This window comes from Mycoplasmopsis glycophila, from assembly GCF_900660605.1.
Classification (GTDB): Bacteria; Bacillota_I; Bacilli_A; order Mycoplasmatales; family Metamycoplasmataceae; genus Mycoplasmopsis; species Mycoplasmopsis glycophila.
Map to the genome: position 1 here is coordinate 833,866 of NZ_LR215024.1, position 21,074 is coordinate 854,939.

12 protein-coding genes are annotated in these 21,074 nt (G+C 30.5%); all 12 read right to left on the bottom strand.

All coding sequences use genetic code 4. The features are described 5' to 3' along the window. Positions 1-80 precede the first annotated feature (80 nt). A complete protein-coding gene (locus EXC46_RS03325; RefSeq protein ID WP_027333421.1) occupies positions 81-611 on the bottom strand; it encodes a DUF4256 domain-containing protein in 531 nt (176 codons plus the stop codon). A 2-nt stretch (positions 612-613) separates the two neighbouring features. Continuing rightward, positions 614-1,111, bottom strand: coding sequence for a dUTP diphosphatase (locus EXC46_RS03330; RefSeq protein ID WP_027333420.1), 498 nt, complete (start codon positions 1,109-1,111; stop codon positions 614-616). Between the two features lie 84 nt (positions 1,112-1,195). Then, positions 1,196-1,774, bottom strand: a complete 579-nt coding sequence (locus EXC46_RS03335; protein ID WP_027333419.1) for a hypothetical protein — start codon at positions 1,772-1,774, stop codon at positions 1,196-1,198. 86 nt (positions 1,775-1,860) lie between these two features. Continuing rightward, positions 1,861-6,294 carry a DNA-directed RNA polymerase subunit beta' gene (locus EXC46_RS03340; RefSeq protein WP_044888842.1) on the bottom strand — a complete coding sequence of 1,478 codons (4,434 nt, stop codon included), beginning with the start codon at positions 6,292-6,294 and terminating at the stop codon, positions 1,861-1,863. After that, complete coding sequence (gene rpoB / locus EXC46_RS03345) at positions 6,287-9,904, bottom strand: DNA-directed RNA polymerase subunit beta (protein WP_129622184.1); 3,618 nt, start codon at positions 9,902-9,904, stop codon at positions 6,287-6,289. The genes EXC46_RS03340 and rpoB overlap by 8 nt, the downstream gene beginning before the upstream one ends. 252 nt (positions 9,905-10,156) lie before the next feature. Beyond that, entirely contained in the window at positions 10,157-10,816 is a 660-nt protein-coding gene (gene pgmB, locus EXC46_RS03350; RefSeq protein WP_027333417.1) for a beta-phosphoglucomutase, read from the bottom strand. Then, on the bottom strand, positions 10,809-13,184 hold the full coding sequence (locus EXC46_RS03355; protein WP_027333416.1) for a glycosyl hydrolase family 65 protein: 2,376 nt from the start codon (positions 13,182-13,184) through the stop codon (positions 10,809-10,811). The genes pgmB and EXC46_RS03355 overlap by 8 nt, the downstream gene beginning before the upstream one ends. A gap of 9 nt (positions 13,185-13,193) precedes the next feature. After that, positions 13,194-14,831 (bottom strand): alpha-amylase family glycosyl hydrolase, encoded by a 1,638-nt coding sequence (locus tag EXC46_RS03360; RefSeq protein ID WP_027333415.1) that lies wholly within the window; start codon positions 14,829-14,831, stop codon positions 13,194-13,196. Next, on the bottom strand, positions 14,824-16,866 hold the full coding sequence (locus EXC46_RS03365) for an alpha-amylase family glycosyl hydrolase (protein WP_129622185.1): 2,043 nt from the start codon (positions 16,864-16,866) through the stop codon (positions 14,824-14,826). Before EXC46_RS03365 ends, EXC46_RS03360 begins: the two co-directional genes overlap by 8 nt. Before the next feature lie 139 nt (positions 16,867-17,005). Continuing rightward, the gene (locus EXC46_RS03370) at positions 17,006-17,668 is read right to left on the bottom strand and encodes a winged helix-turn-helix domain-containing protein (RefSeq protein ID WP_027333413.1); all 663 of its coding nucleotides are present in this window, start codon (positions 17,666-17,668) and stop codon (positions 17,006-17,008) included. Between the two features lie 146 nt (positions 17,669-17,814). Beyond that, positions 17,815-19,584, bottom strand: a complete 1,770-nt coding sequence (locus EXC46_RS03375; protein WP_052352997.1) for a Vmc-like lipoprotein signal peptide domain-containing protein — start codon at positions 19,582-19,584, stop codon at positions 17,815-17,817. Between the two features lie 149 nt (positions 19,585-19,733). Next, on the bottom strand, positions 19,734-21,074 hold the full coding sequence (locus EXC46_RS03380; protein ID WP_027333412.1) for an ABC transporter ATP-binding protein: 1,341 nt from the start codon (positions 21,072-21,074) through the stop codon (positions 19,734-19,736).

Below are 21,074 nucleotides of genomic sequence, written 5' to 3' on the forward strand. Positions count from 1 at the left end.
AGATTGATTGAACATCTGCCGTTATTAATAAAGATGATTGAAATAAAAAAACACAAGCCAAAAAGCTTGTGTAGGATGAATTAAAGGTAAATAGCTTTCTTAAGTCTAAACGAACGGTTTGCATAATAAGAATCAGGCCCATTATGGTAAATAAAGGTTCGTGAGCTCTTTCGATCTCCAAAAAGTGCAATACCTGCATCTAAAAGATGAAATGGCGTTTTAAGTCAAACAGAAGTAGTTAAATCAAGTTCGAAATAATTTTGTAAAGCTTCATATTCAAATTCATCAAGTAAATCAGCACCAACGCTCTGTGCTATTTCGTAAGCACTATTTGCAGGCTGGAATTTCTTACGTTTTAATCTAAAATGTTCATTGTAGCAAACTGATGTTCGTTCTTTTTTAGGCTTTAAAAAAGTGTCTACAAATAAATAATGATCGTTAAATGGAATAAGGTTAATCTCTCCGCCAATTTCTTCCATTTTTCAAAGTGTTTCGAAAATTTTTTCATCCTGCTCGATTTGAGTTTTGATTTGTGCTCAAATATCAAGTTCGACAATTTGTTTAGATAAAATTCTTGTTTCTAAAAGTGTAATAAATTCAGCTTTATTCATGATTAATAATTATTTTTTAACCTTTGATAGTTTTTTTGATTTTTGAAAAAATAAGCTTCAAAAAGATCGCCATAATCGTACCCGAGCATTACAAAGCTACCTAATGCAATTTCAAAAATATGTTTAATATGGTCGTGATTAATCTCTTGCATTAATTTTGCAATTGCTACAAAGAGCTCTTGAAATTGGACATTAATATCATTAGAAACAATTTTTGGTTCAATATAAGAATCAACTTTGTGTTCATATCCAAAAGTCACAAGAAAGTGTAGTAAGTCAGCAAATTCTTCCTTAATAGCGCTTTGATCAATGTTTTTATTCATTTTTCAATATTTAAAACTTTGTACTTCATTGACAAACTCACCAGCTTCCACTATAAGAGCAAGGTTCTTTTGGATTTCAATTTCTTTATGAGTTAAATTAGGATGATTGGTTTTTCTTTTAAGGTTAATTTTTTCATCTAATGCTTTTTGCATATCGAAAATCATTTGTAAATTCATATTATCAATTATATATAAGAAAAGATTACAAAAGAATATAAAAAAATCAGATTTTTAAGTTTAATCTGATTTTTGTGTTTAATTTTAGTTATTTTCTTCTACTTTATTTTCTTCCTTTTGAGCTTCATTTTGTGGGTTTTGTGTTTTAATAACCAATTCTAATTTCTTATTAACTTTTGATGATACAATTAAACCACCAATTAAAACACCGCAAGCAACAAGATTTAAAGACACGTTTTTTGTTAAACTTGCATTACTTACAACTGAAGATTGTGTTAATAAATTTAAAACTGCAGGTAATGATAAGATACCAAGTCCAACAATTAAAAAAATAAAAGCCATTTTTGCTAATTGAATAAGTTCAGCGTTTTCTGTAACTGTTTTTCTGTATCAAATTTCAAATAAACTATTGATGTAAAGAATTACATAAAAAATAAATACAACAAGTGCTACTAGATATGGTAAATAACACAATACCCCTTTAACAACCGCAAGTGCTGCTTTTCCAGTAGAAACAAATTCAAAAGCTGTTAAAAATGATAATACAAAAAATGATAGAAAAGAACAAAATACTAGAAGCGCAATTGCCACGATTCCTGAAATAATTACGTTTCTAAAGAGTTTTTGAGTTTTTGAGTAGAATTTAAGGTTTTGTTCGTTCATACATCTCCTTTATAAGATTACACTTATGGAATAATTATATACAAAAAATCACTTCTCATCTATGATAAGGAGTGATTTTTGAATTATTAATCGAAATCTTCCATTCCATCGTATGAAACATCGTCCATGTCGTATTGTAAATTAGACATTTCATCGATTTGATCGTAGTATTCACCATTTTCTGTAAGTTCTTCGAAATCCATTAATTCCATTGGTTCAAAAGTTTCGTTATTGTTTGAATATGCCATTGGAGCAAAGTATGATCTTGGATCTCTAATGTCGTATTTACCTTTTAACTCAAAGTTTGAGTTAGTTCCAGCAGGAATTTTAAGTCCAAGGATAATGTTTTCTTTAAGTCCTTCAAGGTGGTCTACACGTTTTGCGATAGAACTGTTAACTAAGATCTTAGCTGTTTCTTGATATGAAGCAGCAGCAAGGAATGAGTCACTAAGTAATGGCGTTTGTTTAGCCCCTCTAATCTTAACTTCACCAAAGGCAGGTCTTTTACCTTGAGCAAGTAATTTTCCATTTTCTCTTTGATATACAAAAGTATCAACAAGACTTCCTGTGAAGAAGTTAGAGTCTCCTGGATCTGTAATCATAATTTTTGAAAGCATTTGACGAATAATGATTTCAATATATTTATCTGAAATTGTAATACCTTGTAAACGGTATAAACGTTGAACTTCTTTTAATAAGTAATTTTGAACAGCACGAGTATCTGCATATTTAAGTAAATCGTTAAGGATAACTGGTCCTTCAAAGATTTTTTGTCCAGGTACAACTCTGTCACCAACTTTAACTCTAAGTTTTTGTGAAACTTTACCACTTTCGATAATGTTTTCTTTTTGTTTTGCATTAACTTGAGTTTCAATTGTAACAAGCATTACATCTGTATCTTTTCCTGACTTATCTTTAGCAGGCACAATTGATGTAACTGTTCCATAAACTTTAGAAATAATTGCAGGACGTCCTCATGGGAAATCGTAAGCATCGATAAGCTCGATAAGTCTACCGAACCCACCTGTAATATCTTCTACCCCAGCAACCCCTCCGGTGTGGAATGTACGCATGGTAAGCTGGGTTCCAGGTTCCCCAATACTTTGAGCCGCAACAACCCCAACAGCTTCACCGATGTTAACAATACGGTTTGAAGCAAGGTCTTTTCCGTAGCAACGTTTACATACTCCGTTTTTAGTATGACATGAAAGCACTGAACGAATTTCAACTTCTTTTTTACCGTATTCATTCACGATTTTGTTAGCAATTTCAGGTGTAATGAATGTGTTACCTTCAACAACAACATTTCCTTGATCATCTAAAATAGCTGAGTTAGTAAATCTACCTTCAATTCTTTCGGTAAGCGATTCAATAACTGTATCAGTTTTTGTATCTTTAATATCTTTAACTACAAAACCAAAGTCACTGCCACAATCTTCTTCACGTACAACAATACCTTGCGCAACGTCAACTAATCTACGTGTTAAGTATCCTGATTTAGCAGTGTTAAGCGCAGTATCTGTAAGTCCCTTTCTAGCCCCGTGGGTTGATGAATAGAATTCATATGCACTAAGTCCATCAAGGAATGAAGATTTAACAGGAATTTCAACAGTACTACGAACAACACGGTCGTTTTCCGCATCGGCTTTAAGTACTTTGGTGTTGTTTTGCATAAGTCCACGCATACCAGCAAGCTGTGTAAAGTTAGATGAGTTTCCACGTGCTCCTGAGGTGAACATCATAAATAATGGGTTATCTAAATCTGATTTTGTAACTTCTTTAAGATCTTTTTCAATCGAATCTTTAACTTCTGTTCATTTTTGAATAACTAAGTTATAACGTTCATCATCTGTTAATCAACCATTTTCGAAGAATTTCTTAAGTTCATCGATATATTTTTCACCTTTTTGAATTTTTTCTTTAGTTGTTTCAAGTGTAGTAATATCGTTCATCGAAATTGTTGTACCCGAAATTGTTGAAAAGGCAAATCCAAGGTTTTTGATTTTATCTAAAATTGATGCAACATAGTTACTGTAGTTAAATCAAACATCATCAAGTGCTTTAGTATATTGATCAACGTCTCATTGGAAACTTTCAGGTAATTGATTTTTAGGAGTGTTGAAAGCTAATCTTGAGAATGCTTCTTTAATTAACTTGTTGATGATTCTTGCATGTGAGGTTGAAATTTGCTCGCCTTTATAATCAATTAATTCTGCACATTCTTGGAAGTTATCTTCATAGTTAATTTGAGTAACGTTTTGGATTACTTCAGCAATATCTTCCATTGTTACAACAGCAACATAGTTTTCATATACTTTACGAACAATTTTAGCGATATCTTTTTTAGTTAGAGCAAGATTTGGTTGCATATTAGCAATTTCTTCTTTAAAGTTCGCTCCATATGGTAGAGTGTATCTATCCAAATCATGTTCTGAAGTATGAATCATTTCTTTTTCAATAGTTTTAACTGATCCATCTGGATTTGTTTTGTAATTTACAGAAACGTATTTACCAAAAACAAATGGGAAATCAGTAGGGAAAGCATTATTAAGAATAAATTTACCAACAGTTGAAATTAAGTATGGCTCACTTGTATTTGATGAAATAGATTCTTTATTTAATGATTTAACAGGTAAAACTACACGTGTATGAAGTGTAATGTAGCCTCTTTCGTAAGCTAACATCATATCATCATAGTTTGCATAGAAGTTACCTTCACCTTTGGCTCCAGCTTTTTCAATTGTTAAGTAGTAAAGACCTAAAATCATATCCTGTGAAGGGTTAATGATAGGTTCTCCATCTTTTGGTCCTAAAATGTTTTTTGAAGCTAACATTAACTCTTTAGCTTCACGAACAGCTTGATCTGAAATTGGAACGTGAACAGCCATTTGATCCCCGTCGAAGTCAGCGTTGAAAGCTGTAGTTACAAGTGGGTGTAATTTAATTGCTTTACCACGAATTAAAACTGGTTGGAAAGCTTGAATTGAAAGACGGTGCAATGTAGGAGCACGGTTTAAAAGAACTGGTCTTCCATCGATTGCTTTTTCAACGTATGGTCAAATAATTGGGTTAAGGTTTTCAATTAATTTTTTAGCTGATTTTACACTAGTAATACTTTCTTCACCTTTAATTAATTCTTTAATAATTCAAGGTTCGAAAAGTTTGGCAGCCATATCTCTTGGGATACCTACTTCATACATTTTTAAAGTTGGCCCAACAACAATAACACTACGTCCTGAATAGTCAACACGTTTTCCTAAAAGGTTTTGACGGAAACGTCCTTTTTTACCTGTAAGGGCGTCTGAAATTGATTTTAAAGGATGTGAGTCTTTTGATGTAACTGGTGATGGTTTTTTACGTGCATTATCGATTAAAGCATCAACAGCTTCTTGAATCATACGATACTCATTTTGTTTGATAAGCATTGGAGCATCTGATTCATTTCATTTTTCTAAACGATTGTTTCTGATAATAATACGACGGTAAAGTTCATTAACATCACTTGTTGAGTGTCTTCCACCATCAAGTTGAACAAGTGGACGTAAATCAGCAGGAATAACAGGTAAGTTGTAAATAAGCATACTTGTTGGTTTTTGACCTGATTTAATAAATGAGTTAATAACTGTTAAACGTTTGTAAAGTTTTTGACGATCTTGAATTTTAGTTGAAGTTAATCCTTCATCTTCACCTTGTGAATTGATAATATCAATTTCCGCTTGAACAGCAAGTGCTTCTTCTTCTAAATTAATATTTTCTAAAAGATAAGCAATTGACTGTGAACCTGTTCCAATTTTAGCATTTGAATATTCGTGAATGATATCGTTGTATTGATAAAAATCAATCCCGAAATCTTTCCCGATTTTAGAAACAGCATAATCTCTAAGTTCATTTAAAGCTGTTTCGATATCTTCATATTCGTCTGTGTCTTTTTCATAATTATTTAACATTTCTTCTAATGCAGCTTCATAAATATTAGCAGCGTCGTTAATGTCAATAATTGTATTTTTCTTTAATGATTTTAATTCTCCACTATCTAAAACAATGTGTGATTTATAGTAAATTAATTTTTCTAAATCCGCTTTAGTTACTTGTTTATTTGAATCGTGGACTCTTAAACCTAAAAGTTTTGAAATAATTGAGTGATCAATTTTGAAGAATCAGAAGTGAACAACTGGGTTGTGTAATTTAATGTGTCCCATTCTACTTCTACGTGTAATTTTTGGAAGAATTTGAGGTTTATACTTTTCACAAGCAGGAGTTTTAGAACAAATTAAATTTTCATCACTTTTTTTGTATTTAGTACCACAAACAGGACATTTATAGTCTGTTGTAGGACCGAAAATTAATTCATCAAATAATCCATCTTTTTCTGGTTTATAAGATTTATAGTTAATTGTTTCAGGTTTTTTAACCTCTCCATTAGATCATTCTAAAATATCATCATTTGTTGCTAATGATAAAGTAATCTTATTGATTAATTTACTAATGTCTTTTGGATCATTGTTATTGAAATTATTCATAACTTTCTCCTCCATCTAAGTATTGATAAAGATCAACATCTAATTCTTCTAAATCTTGTGTATCTTCTGTTACATCAAGTTTCATTCCTAATCCTTTAAGTTCATAACTAAGAACATTAAATGATTCTGGAATTCCAGGGTGTGGAAGTTCTTTTCCAGCAACTAATGCACTATAAAGAGCATTTCTTCCTGAAATATCATCTGATTTATAAGTAAGGATTTCTTGTAGCACATTTGTTGCTCCATAAGATTCAATCGCTCATGTTTCCATTTCCCCGAATCTTTGTCCCCCGTTTTGGCTTTTTCCTCCAAGAGGTTGTTGTGTAATAAGAGAATATGGTCCAACACTACGTGCGTGCATTTTATCGTCAACCATATGGTTAAGTTTAAGCATGTACATCACCCCAACTGAAATAGGTTTGTCAAATTTTCTACCTGTAATTGGGTCAATTAAAATTTGTTTTCCTGATTTATCAAGTCCAGCTTCTTCTAAAGCAGCTTCAATATCTGGTTTTTTAACCCCATCAAAGCTTGGTGTTACGAATTTCACACCTAATTTTCTAGCAGCCATTCCAAGGTGTAATTCAAGAATTTGCCCAATGTTCATACGTGAAGGAACCCCTTGTGGGTTAAGCATAACATCAAGTGGTGTTCCATCTTCTAAATATGGCATATCTTCTTCTGGTAAAACAATTGAGATAACCCCTTTGTTACCATGACGTCCAGCAACCTTATCACCAACTTTAATTTTACGTTTTTGAGCGATAGACACTTTAACAATTTTATCGATACCTTCATCTAAAACGTCACCTTTATCACGTGATAAAACTTCAACATGAATAACAGTTCCGTTGTGTCCATTTTTAACTTTTAATGATGTATCTTTTTCATTTGAAGATTTTTGTTGAAGGATAGCCATCAATAATTTTTCTTCTTGTGAAGGGTTTTCTTCACCTTTTGGAGAAGTTCTACCAACAAGAACATCACCTGGAACAACTTCAGAACCAACTCTTACGATACCTTGTTCATCTAAATGTCTTAATGCATATTTTGAAACGTTTGGAATATTTGGAGTTAATTTATCATCCCCGGCTCTGCTGCTTCTAAATTGAATTGTTTGTTCTTCAATGTGAATTGAAGTAAATACATCATCTTTAACTAAACGTTCATTAATAATAACAGCATCCTCATAGTTATAACCGTTTCATGTTGAAAATCCAATTAATAAGTTTTTACCAAGTGCCATTTCACCATCTTTAAATGATGAACCATCAACTAATAAATCACCTTTTTCAACTTTTTGCCCAACTTCAACAATTGGTCTTTGTTGAATTAATGTACCTTGGTTGCTTCTTTCGAAGTTTCTTAAAGTATATTTGTCAGTAATAAATTTATCTGGTTCTTTAGGTGAAGGATATTTAATATGAATTTTTGAACCATCTACAAAGGTAACTTCACCTGAATTTTTGGCAACAATATTGTATGAAGAATATTTAGCAATATCAGCTTCAATACCTGTTGCAACAAGTGGTGCTTCAGCTTGTAAAAGCGGAACAGCTTGACGTTGCATGTTTGAACCCATAAGTGCACGGTTGGCATCGTCATTTTCTAGGAAAGGAATTGCAGCAGCTGCAACTGAAACAATTTGTTTTGATGAAACCTCAATAAAATCAACTTCTGAAGGTGAAGCGATAATATAGTTATAGTCTCTTCTTACTGTAAGTGTAGGAACAGTAATTTTATTATTATCATCAACTTTAACTGATGATTGAGCGAATGAATAACCGATTTCTTCAGCAGCTGTTAAATATCTAACATCATTATAATCTACAACACCATTATTAACTTTAAAGTAAGGTGTTTTAAGGAAACCTAAATCATCTACTTTTGCAAAAGTAGCATAGTTAAGAATAAGTCCGATGTTTGGTCCTTCAGGAGTTTCGATTGGACAAATTCTTCCGTAGTGAGTTGAGTGAACGTCACGAACTTCAAACTGCGCAGTATCACGGTTAAGACCCCCAGGTCCAAGTGATGTAACTCTACGTTTGTTAGAAACTTCAGCAAGCGGGTTAATTTGATCCATGAATTGTGAAAGTTTTGAAGTGTTAAAGAATGTTTTCATTTGGTTTGTAACCAATTTGTTGTTTGTTACGTTTTTAGCTGTAACTTTATCTGGTTCTTTAGCTCCCATTCTTTCACGGGTAATTTTTTCAAGTTTAGTTAAAGCTACAGATAATTGCCCTTCTAAAAGCTCACCAACTGAAACAATACGTTTGTTTGTAAGTGAGTCTGGATCATCATCTTGTCCAATTCCCTCAATTAAGTTGAAGTAATAGTTAATTGCTGCAACAATATCTGAAATTAATAAATGTTGTTCAACAGATTTTGGATCATTTCCGATTACTAAAACAGGCTCTAAACCAGCTTCCATTTGTTTTCTTGTTGGATAAACCTTAATTTTAATAATCTTAATACGTTTTTTGAGATCTTTATTGTTGTTAATAAGTTTGTGGTAAACAAATTCTGGATTGATTCCAGGAATTTTTTCACTACTTAAAACACCAGTTTCAAAGAAACCTTGAATTTCTTTAGCAAGTTTGATATCAATAAAAGTTCCTTTTTGAACAAGTAATTCACCTGTTTTAGTAACTAAATCTTCTGCTAAATAAGTATTTGTTATACGGTCTACAAGTGATAACTTTTTATTAAGCATGTGACGACCTGTTAATGAAAGGTTGTAACGTTTTTTATCAAATAAAATTCCAGGAATAAGTGATCTTTTAGCTTCTTCTGAAATACGATCACCTTTTCTAAGTCCTCTAAATAATTCTTCTTGACATTGATCAACTTTTTCTTCGTCTGTTAATTCATCATTGCTAATAATTTTATCTTTTCTGAGTGTTTCTTGTAAAAGATCACTATTACCAAATAGTTCTTGAATATTTTGAGCTGTAAAACCAAACGATCCTAAAAAAGTTGCTAAATTAATGTTTTTGTTTTTATCAACTTTTACTTTAACAGTATCGATTGATGAAGAAGTAACTTTGTGAGATACTTCCAATCATGATCCGATTCTTGGTAAAATTTCTAACTTGTTGAAAAGGTCATCAGATTGTTTATTACGAACACCAAGTCCATAGTAAGCACCAGGTGAACGAATTAATTGAGATACAATAACTTTTTCTGATCCATTGATGATAAAACTACCACCTGATGTCATATAAGGAATTTCACCAATTAAAACATCATCTAAACGAACCTCTCCAGTTTCGGTAATCTCTCTTCTTAAAGTAGCATATACCTTCACACTAAAGTTTGTTCCTTTAGCTTTACATTTTTTAATTTCTTCACTTTCACTTGTTAGTTTTTTGAAAGGTAACTCAAGTTTAAGTGAGTTTTTAACATAGTCTAAACGAACTTGTTTATTAGCAGCTTCAATAGGATATACTTCCTGTAAACATTCTTGAATTTTTTTGTTGATAAAAAGTTCAAAGCTTTCTTTGCTTGTCGCTAAAATATCAAACAAATCAAGAGAATGTTTTGTTACAGAATAATCTCTTCTCACTGTTTTTGGTCCGAATTTACGGTTAATATATTTTTTTTGTTCCATAAATTTACTTCCTTTAAATAATTAAAAGACACTCAAATATATATTACATATATATAAATTGCGTGTCCGTAAGGTGCATAAATTTTAACATAAAAAAAATTAAAAAAATTATTTTTTTGTTTTTTCTTTCATTAACGAGCTTTTTTAGGTATTTTTAAGCTTAATTAATTTGCAAAAATAAAAAAACCAGCTATAAAACTGGTCTTTTTGCATAATTTGCTTTTAAAGTGTTCAAAATTTTTGCACTTGTAATTATTTAACTAAATGTGCAACTTTATCGTAATCTAACTCTGATGTTGATTTCAAGATTAAGTCAGCAATTGCAAATTCTGATGGATCTTCATTTGTAATAGCAACAGCCACCATATTTGCATCTTTGATTCCTTTAACTCCAGCAATAGCATCTTCAAAACCGATGCATTCACTCACATCTAGCCCTAATCCGTGAGCTGCTGCAATGAAAATATCTGGTGCTGGTTTTCCGTGTTTAACAGTTCCTGGATTCACAATAAAATCAAAGTAATCTTTAATTTTTAATTTTTCTAAAATCACAGGAGCGTTAAAGCTACTTGATGCGATAGCTAATTTAATTCCATGACTTTTTGCTTGGTCTAAAAAGTTTTTAACACCAGGTAGAATTGAGTTTTCATTAATTTCTGTTGTTAATAATTTTTTATAAAGTTCATTTTTTTCTTCACAAATATGATCTAAATCTAACTCTGAATAATCATAATTGTAAAGTTTTAAGATAGCGATCAGAGTGTCTTTTCTAGGCAAACCTCTTAATTTTTCATTATCAGCTTCTGTGTAATCAATCCCTAGCTTTGCTACCATTTGTTTTCAAGATTGATAATGTAAGATAGCTGTATCTGTAATAACTCCATCTAAATCAAAAACAAAACCTTTAAGCATTTTTTACCTCATATGTTTTTTGCATGGCACCAACTAGAATATCTTTGCCATGAATTGAAATTGTTCTTGGTTTTGAGTTATTAATAGCTTGGATTGAGAATTTATCTTGTTGTACAAATACTTCAAAAGTGCTTCCTTGGTATTGGAAACGATATTTAAGGCTATCTCATTCTTTTGGTAAGATTGGATTTAAATGTAGTTTGTCATTATGTCAATCAAGTCCACCAAATCCAAAAACAATCATTTGGTAGATAGCTGCTAATGAACCAGCATGAATACCAGCATTTGATGAAGACATATTTAATCCTAAATCGATGTTAATACCATACTTAAATAGGTGATATGCTTTTTCAAGCATTCCTAGACGAGCAGCTTCAATTGAATATGTTGCTGGTGATAATGAAGAATCATGTGTTGTGATATCTTCATAATAATCGAAGTTCGCTTTACGAATTTCTTTATCAAATAAGTGTGGCAATAAGTTTAAAAGCAACACAACATCGGCTTGTTTAACAAGTTGGCTACATAATCTTTTGTGCCCTTCTGCAGTTGAGAAAAGTTTTTTTCCTGCATCACCAAGCATTTGGAATGGTTTAACATCAATTTTTGGTAAACCTAAAAATTGATCATTTTCTGCAATAATTAAATCTTTGTTTGGAACTTGTTGTTTAAGATGTTTTGAAACTTTTTTCATTTTTGAAATATTAAGTTTATAAGGAATTTTTCTTAAAATGAAATCTAAAATTTCTTTTGATTTTTCATCTTGACTGAGTTTGTAAATATACTTAAGAGCTAAATCGATATTGTATTTTGCCATCATGTTGATGTAAGCATTGTTATCAATGTTACCTTTATATTCATTTGGTCCCATTACATCTTTAATTTCATAGCTTCCATCAGGTTGTAATTCAGCACGATTTGTGTAAAAATATGCTGTTTCAAATACCATTTGGTAACCCATTTTATTCATGAACTTATTATCTTTTGTGATTTGGTAATATTGATTAATTGCATAAGCCACATCGGCAGAAACGTGAATTTCTTGTCTACGTGAAGCGATTGGAACTTGCTGTCCTGAAACAACATCGGCTTGTCCTCAATAAGGACAAACTTCTCCTTCTGTTGGTCAAGCCATTTCTCATGGATATTGCGCTCCAATTAATTTTGATTCCTCTGGTCTTTCTTTGGTTTCAAGCGCTTTTTTACGTGCTCCTGCAAGTCCTTTAAATCTATAAGTTAATAAGTTTCTAACAACTTGTGGATCATTAAATAAGTAAATTGGATTAATGAAAAATTCTGTGTCTCAATATGTATGTCCTTGATATCCTTCTCCACTCAATCCTTTTGCTCCCACATTCATATTAGTTGATGTTGTAGGAACAAAGTTATTTAGGTGGAAAATACCAAAATCAAGTGCTAAAGAATCATATTCAGCTTCTTTGCCACCCTTAATTTCCACAAAGAATCTTTCTCATACTTTTGAGTCCATTGCTGCAATTGACGCTTCTTTAAGTTCATCGTATGTAGCATCTAAAAGTTTTGAAAGCTCATCTTTGGCTGCATTTAAAACTACTTCATCATTTAAAACATAGTTTTTACTGTCAACTGAAGTGTGAACTGACATTAATTTTTCTAAAATAACCTCATCACCTTCTTTAAGGTTTAAATTAATTTTGAAGAAAATTTGACGTCTTTGAATGTCGATAACATAATCATCATTTCCACCATAAATTCTTTGTCCATTAACAAATAATCTTGTTACCATGTTATGCACTACAAAACGGTTTGAAAGAGTTGTTTTTTGTTGCATTTGTAACGATTCATTTGTAGGTCTAGATTTAAGACCTTCCATAAAGTGTTGTGTCCCATTATTTGTGACTTGTCCATTAATACCAGCTTTAAATAAAACATTAGCTTTTTCTGGTGCTTTTAAAACTTTAATTGTTATTTTTTGTGCATAAACGTTTTTATTAGCTTGAGATACGAATCTTTCAAAATTAAGTGCATATTTATATTCGCCTCTTTTTGCAATAACTTCTCTTGTTAAGATTCCTGTTTTAATATGTAAAGTTTTGTTATATTCATCTTGCTCTGAAACTTCAAAAGCTTTTTTGTTTAAATAAATTGGTGTACTTAATAAATCAGCTAAATTTGCTAATTCACTAACTTCATTTTTATTATCTTTATTAAAGATACCATTAACGAAGAAGTCTTCTTTGTTGTATGAAGTAACCTCTTCATCTGCACTTCTAATCCCTAAATAACCATTTCCAAGTGAAAAAATACTTTCTGTTTTTGCGACAACATTTTTGTCAAATTTCACTTGAGAAATTGTTTTATCCTTTGTGTTATATTTTAAAAATTCCATAAATTGCTCCTATTTCAAAATTAAAATTGATTCATATGGTCTTAATTTATTTTCAACTAGTTTTTGATCATCGTAAGTTGATAAAATTTGTTTTCCATTTTCTTTATCAAAAGCAAGTTCTTTACTTGTCATATTGATGTACGCAATAACTTTTTGCCCTTGTGCTTCACGTACAACTTGAATTACACCGCCTTCTTGTAAATCAATTTTTGAAGTACCATCTACTAAAGCAAGCTTAAGTTCATTTTTACGCATTTTAATAAGTTCTTTGTAGAAATTAAAGATACTATTTGAGTCAGCTTTATCTTTTTCAACATTGATTTCTTCTTTGTTTCTACTCATTTTGATTCATGGAGTGTGGCCTCCATTAAATCCTGCATTAACTTTATCATTTCACTGCATGATTACACGACCTGCGTCTCTTGAATTAATGTTGCAGTAAAGTAAAAGTTCACTTTCTGAATAAATTTTCTTTTTATCAACCATGTCATCAAAAGCATTGAAAATATCAACGTCTTTAAATTCTTTTCTTGAGTTAAAAATTGTATTTAACATACCAATTTCTTCCCCGTAGTAAATACATGGTACACCTTTAAGTGCCATTAAGAAAAGAGCGTGAGTTTTAGCACTTTCTTTTCTAAAGAATGTTTCATTTCCTCATCTTGAAAGACTTCTTGATGTATCGTGATTTGATAAGAAGTTAGTAAATGATTCAGCTGGAATACTTTCGTCTTCTTGGAATGGTTTTTGTTGTCAAACAAATTCACGGTAATCTCAATTTGCATCATAACCGTTTCTTCCAGTTTGTCTTCCTCATCCAATTCATCATCATGAGAAGTTAAAGTAATTATCAGCTACTTTATCTTTACTTAAACCATATTTTTTAAGTTCCTGTGCACTAATTCCACTTGCTTCTCCAAATGTATAAGCGTCAGGTTTATTGCTAAATGCTAATTTGTTAAAAGTTTTAAGAAAATCAACTGAACCATCACATCAAGCAAAAGCTGGATTATCTTTAACTTCAGCGAAGTTTTTAGCAACGTGTTTAATCGCATCTAATCTAAAACCACGAACTCCAAGGTCATATCAGAAATCAATAACTTCAGCCATTGCTTTTGCTGTAGTTTCGTTAGCTCAATTTAAATCAACTTGTTCTTTCGCAAAAAGGTGAAAATAATATCTATTAACACTTGGAACATATTCTCAAGCCTCTCCACCAAAAATACTTTTTGCATTTCTTTCATCTTCATTAAGTTCATCTCTTCAAATGAAATAATCATGTTCTTTATTATCTCTTGATTCACAAGCTTTTTTAAATCACTCATGTTCGTTTGATACGTGATTTAAAACAATATCCATAATAATATCAATGTTACGTTTTTTAGCTTCTCTTGTAAGCTCTTTAAAATCCTCTAATGTTCCAAATTGTTTCCATACTGTTTTATAATCTAAAACATCATATCCTGCGTCCACAAAATTAGTTTCATAAGTTGGACAAAGTCAAATTCCGTCAATTCCCAATTCTTTTAAATAATCTAATTTAAGTGTAATTCCTTTGATATCTCCATCACCGTCATTATTTGAGTCATAAAATGAGCGAGGAAAAATTTGATATAAAACTTTATCTTTTAATTGTTTTTTAGTCATTGCTTGCTCCTTTTTTATTTTTAAGTTCTAAAATCATTGATGTATGATCGTAAACATAATTCAAATTCGTTTGATTAATTTTGCTATTAAATAAAATTTTCTTACCTTTAATATCGTATTTAAATTTGCTATTTCCAAAGTTATGAATAACTTGAATTGTTTTATTATCTACATTTAATTCAAAAATTAAAATACCTTTTCCAAAATCTACTTTTCTTCAAGTTAGTGCTTTTTCAATATCTGCTAAATTATCTAATCTAAAAAATCTAGTCTTGTTTCTTCATTTATTTAATTTTTGAACAAATTCAAAAATATATTTTTGGACATTTTCATTTTCTAAATGTTTTCATTTTAATCCATTAACATAATCTGTTGTTTTATACGAGTTTCATTCATATTTATTGTCATCAGGGTGCTCACCGAAGTTATCACGATAATTTGATTTGTGCATATCATTAGTTTGCACACCGGTTTTATCATATGGTTTGGTTTGTAAAAGCTCGGTTCCGGCTAACATAAATTGACGTCCCATAGTTGTTGTTGTCATAAGTAGTCCTTGACGATATCTTTCTAGTCTTTCAATAAAACTTAATTTTTCAGTTGAAAAGTTAATTTTATCTCAAAGTGTTGATCCATCATGACAACTTGCATATGATAAATTCACTCTTGGATCTGATGTGTAAGCATCATATTCAGAAACCTTTTCAAGGAAATTATAGTTATAAGTTTTAAGTCCACCAGTTACAGTTACAATATATCTTTCTAATAAGTTTTTATCGTAACTCGCAATAAGACCTTTGCCCCCACCATGCATGTCAAAACCTTTGATTGCATCACGTAAAGTATCACTAAAGTATCCAAATTGTAAGTTGTTATCAAGCGAACCTTTGATGTAAGCTTCTTTTTGTTCCGTGTTTAAATCTGTATATGCTCAAGCTTCACCATGGAGCACAATATTTGGTTTAATTTTTCTAAGTTCCTTATCAATCTCATCAATTGTTTCTTTATGTAAGAAACAAGATAAGTCGAAACGAAATCCATCAACGTCAAATTTTTCAACATACATTTTAAGCGAATCAACAATAATTCTTCTTGCCATGTATCTTTCATCAGCTAGTGGCGGATAACTTACTGGCCGAGTTACCGCGTTATCTCGATAGTAATAACCATCAATAATATCATCATAGATTCGATTTGTAAACATATGGTTGTAAACAACATCAACAATTACACCAATATTGTTTTTGTGCGCTTCGTCCACAAATTTACGAAATTCCTTGATTCTAGCGTAAGGCTTTGAAGGATCACTAGAGTAAATTCCATTTAAAGTAAAGTAATTATGCGGATCATATCCTCAGTTGTAATTTGTAAGTCAACCTTCACCGTCACCTTTTTGTAAAATTCTAAGATCAAATTCATTTACAGTATAAGTTGATTGCAAAGGCAATAGTTGTAAATGTGTTACACCTAAACTTTTTAAGTATTTAAAAACTTTATGTTCTAACATTGCATTAAAAGTTCCTAATCTACTTTTAAATTGTTTTGGATTAAGTAAGCTAGTGAAGTCTCTAGTGTGTAGTTCATAAACAATTGGATCTACACCATAATTTGTTTTTAAGTTAACTTCTCTTGGCATCTTTCCTGCTTTAGGAGAATCAAAATCTACAAAAGCTCCTTTTCCAACATTAACTTCTTGTCCTTCTCAGTTAAAAGGTGCCATACTGTATGCATAAGGGTCTAAAACAACATTTGTTTTCCCGTCTTGAGTTACTTTAAATTGATAGTAAAATTCATCAAAATCTTTACTGATTTTAACTTCTCAAATTGTGTCTTTTTTAGACATTTGTAATGTCTTAATTAATCTATCTTGATCATCTTTGGCAAAGATTAAAAGCTCAACATTTTCAGCAAGTGGTTGTCATAGTCTCGCAAAAATGTGGTCCCCTTTATAAAAAATTCCTAATTGACCCTTTTTATAAGCGTATTCGTTATCAAATTTTTTGAAAAAATCTTTATTTTGATATTTTAATTTCATAGCAAAATTATTATATTTAAGCTATATAAAAAATAAGCAAAATTCAAATTTTCTTGATGGTTCAATTTATGTTAGCATACTAGACCGGTCAAAAAAGAAGTACAAAAAACCAAAGGTTTTAGCCTTTGGAGTTTGACAATTATAATGAAAATTCTTGGTGGAAGAATTTAAAGTGTTTTGGATCTACATAAAAAACACCAGCAATTGAAATGCTATCTGCATCGTAACCAAAAAATCTAATTCCAAGCGATGGATTTTGCCCAAATTTTTCTACATTATCGAATTCTAATTCATACACTATGTTTGTTAAATCTTCTTTTTCTAATAAAACATCGATTAAAGGTTTAGTACAATCAATAGGTTCGAATTGATCAATATTTTTAAGTGACATGAAAATTCTAGCTTCAGCAATTAGTTCATTTTCTTTATAGAACTTTTTATCGAAAACACGAAATCCATTTACAAAAATAATATTCTTGTCCTCTGCTCACTGTGGTAATGGAACATCACCTTGCACTTCAACACCAGTTTGCTTATCTGCAGCAAAAAGGAAGCTAATAGGTTTAATTAAATTATGAAAGTTTTCTGCTACAAAGTGGCCTCTTTTTTGAATTGAATAAACCGCACCTAAAAATTCAAGTTTTTGATAAGCTGCAACTACTATGTTTCTTGAACAATCAAATTTATGCATTAATTGATGTTCTGAAGGCATAATTTTATTAACTGGTATTCTTCTTGTACGAATTAAATCCATCAAATATTCAATAATTTGAGTTGTCTTATTCTTTTGTTTATTAGTCATAAAACAATTATAATGTTTTTTAAACTTTAAATGAATAGAACAATGAAAATTATTTTTAATTTCAGCTTATTAAATCCTAAAATTTGCAAAAAAATACATAAAGAATGAATCTCTATGTATTTTGATGTTAAAAAGGTTTAATAGAATTAAGCTTCGAATGACCCTCCGCCTGGTCTTGGTCTAGATGAAGTTTCTTCCATTGTTAAAAGAACCCTATAGAATGAGAAGTAGTTTTCTGGCAGAATAATTACAGAATTTTCTTTTTCTGTTCCTAATAAGAATGTATAAAGATTATCTTCTAAAAACAATCCTGTTTGAATAGCATAATCGATGCAATTAATTAAAACACTAGCCATTCTAGCTAATCTTGCTTCATCTTTTATTAAATACATTTTGATCATACCTGGTTGTAATTTAAATAATTCATTAATAATTCTTTCTCTCAATTCTACAAATTTATTGTATTTGTCTTGACTTTCAGAACCTGTATTAAATACTTCTGGCATACTTGGAGTGATAGGACTAACATGAATATTTTTATCATCTGGTCTATCTTTCGGTAATAAAACAGGGTATATTCCATCTGGTAATAAAGCAAAATCTTCAACAATATTTTTTTCTAATGTAAGGTTTCTATTAGTATAAACAAGCTTATTTAAAGTGTTAATTGAAAATAGTTTTTGATCTGCTTTTACATATAAATTAAAGTATTCAAGTTTTTCTTCAGTTGTAGGATTTGAATTAGTACCTAAATAGTTTTGAGCTTCTAATAAAGCATTTTTATATTCACTTAAGTATGGTAATAAATCATTTTGTGGATTACGTAGTTCTGCTTTTACTTTTATTTTAACTTTATCAAAGATAATATCAATAATATCTTTAAGTTGATTTTCTCTCATTGTTTTAATTTGTTCTAGATTATTTTTTATATCTTCTAAATTATTTACAAACATTGAATAATATGATTTAGCAGCTGAATTATAAATGTATGAACTATAAGCAGTTGAAAAAGCATTATATTTAGCTAGTTTTTCTCTATCAGAGATTAAGTTGCTTTTTAATGGTCTAAGAAAACTTCAAGCTTTTCTAATGTAATCTCTATTATCAATTACTTCTAATAAAGTATCAATTTTCGGTAAATTCTCTTCATAATTTGTAATATAAGTTACAATAACTTCTCTTAATTGTTCTTCAAGAGAATCTTTGCTTGCATTAGTATTTAATTCAAAATTTAGTAAAAACTCTTTAATTGTTGCGGCCATTGTATTACCAAATGCAGCTGTTCTAACATAATTTTTTCTAATTTCTTCAACTCATTTTTTAATACCTTTGATGATAGCGTCTTTAGTGAATCTAGCTTCAGCTGCTTTGTGTTGTGCTTTAATGTTGTCAATAGCAACTCTAAAATCATTTTCTGTCGCTTGTTCATTTGATTTTAAAAGTTGATATGAAGCAATAGCTTCTGTTAAAGGAGCAACTTCTTGATCAAGTCTAAGGTTACTTAATTTTAATTCTAATTCAGCTGAAATAGCTAATTGTGCGTCACCTTCTTGTTTTAATGTTTTTACACCCTCACTATCTTCTTTAGGTTGTGGTGTTTCTCCTGGGTTTGAGTTATCACCTGATCCTGGATTTGAACCTTCATTATCTGATGAATTGTTTCCACTTGGATTTGAAGCTTCATTTGAAGGGTTTGAATTATCAGAAGAATTTTCACCGTTTGTTGAACCGTTATCTGTGCTTGGATTTGGGTTGCTTGGAGTAGTTGTTTCTGTTGAACCTGAGTTATCATTTCCTTCAGTAGTTTTATCAGCTGGTTTTTGTTCAGGATTACATCCAGCAGCAATAGCAAATACAGGTGCTGAAGTTACTAAAACACCGGTTAATCCTAATAATAATTTTTGGATTTTTTTCATTATATTTTATCCTTTCATATTTAATTTATTTTATATACATAATATTTTATACAATTATTCGAAATTTAAAAACTTCTTTTGCACCCTATGCATGGTTTTAAAAGATCAAAAAAACAAAAAATAGCACTAAAAAGTGCCATTTAATTTGTTTATTTTCAAAATTCTTTTTTTCAATTTTCAATTTCTTGAGGTGTACCTAAAACATAGTGATCATCATTAATTTTGTTTCAAACAGGTTGAACCTCATCGTTATATTGATGAATTTGTGGATCATAAACATAACCAATTAATGAACCCTTTGTTCCATAAATAGAAGGAACAGCGTCTAAAAGACTTTTTGTATAAGGGTGTAATGAATGTTTCATAATTTCTTCAGTTTTACCAATTTCCAATAATCTACCTTTGTTCATAACCGCAATACGGTCAGAAATATATTCAACCATACGTAAATCGTGAGCAATGAATAAAATTGTAAGATTATATTTTTCTTTTAAGTCGTTAAAAATATTAACAACTTGAGCTTGGATTGAAACGTCCAAAGCCGAAATTGGCTCGTCGGCAACAAGTAATTGTGGACGTAGAACAACAGAACGTGAAATCCCGATTCTTTGTTGTTGACCACCTGAAAACTCAAGTGGATAACGTCTTAAAACAGTTTTATCAAGTCCAACACTTTTAAGCATTTCGACAACTAAAATTCTTTTACATTCTTTTTCACTGAGTTTGTTAAGTTCATCTCTTTTAGTTTTTTCAGCTAAAAGAAATTCATAAGCTGATTTATTATTCGACTTTTCTAATTCTGATAAAAGATCAACATATAAAGCTTGATATGCAACATCTTCATTTTCAGCGATTTTAGCAGAAAGTTCTTTTGCGTAAGTTCCAAAAAACTTGACATCATCTTTTTGATTTAAGTGTTTTTCATAAAGTTCTTTTTCAACTTCTTGATCATTATTATATAAATAAATTTCACGCGCATTTTTGGTATTTTCAAGCCCTTCAGATACAACAGCTTCAACGTTAACGTGCGGGTTTAAAGAGTTAGCTGGATCTTGGAAAATCATTTGCACTTTATTAACCATAAAGTTTTCGATTTCTTTGTATTCACGTAATTTTTTACCGAATTTGAATCCTCTTTTAAGTTTTTTTGGTAAAGTTCTTTCTAAAAGTTTAATTTCACCAAAACTATAAGGAACAAGACCTACAAGTGTTTTTCCGATTGTACTTTTACCACTACCAGATTCACCAACAAGACCAAGAACTTCCCCTTTGTAGATATTAACACTAAAATCTGAAACAGCTTTAAAGGCTTTTGAACCTGAACCATAAGTAATATCAACGTTTCTTAATTTAACTAAAATATCTTCATCGTGCTTCGGAGTGAGCATATCTTCTAAACCAGGTAATCAATTTCTGTAATATTTTTTAGTACCAAAAAGAGTTTTTTTCTTTTCAATGTAAACATTTGTTTTTGTATTAACTTGGCTCAT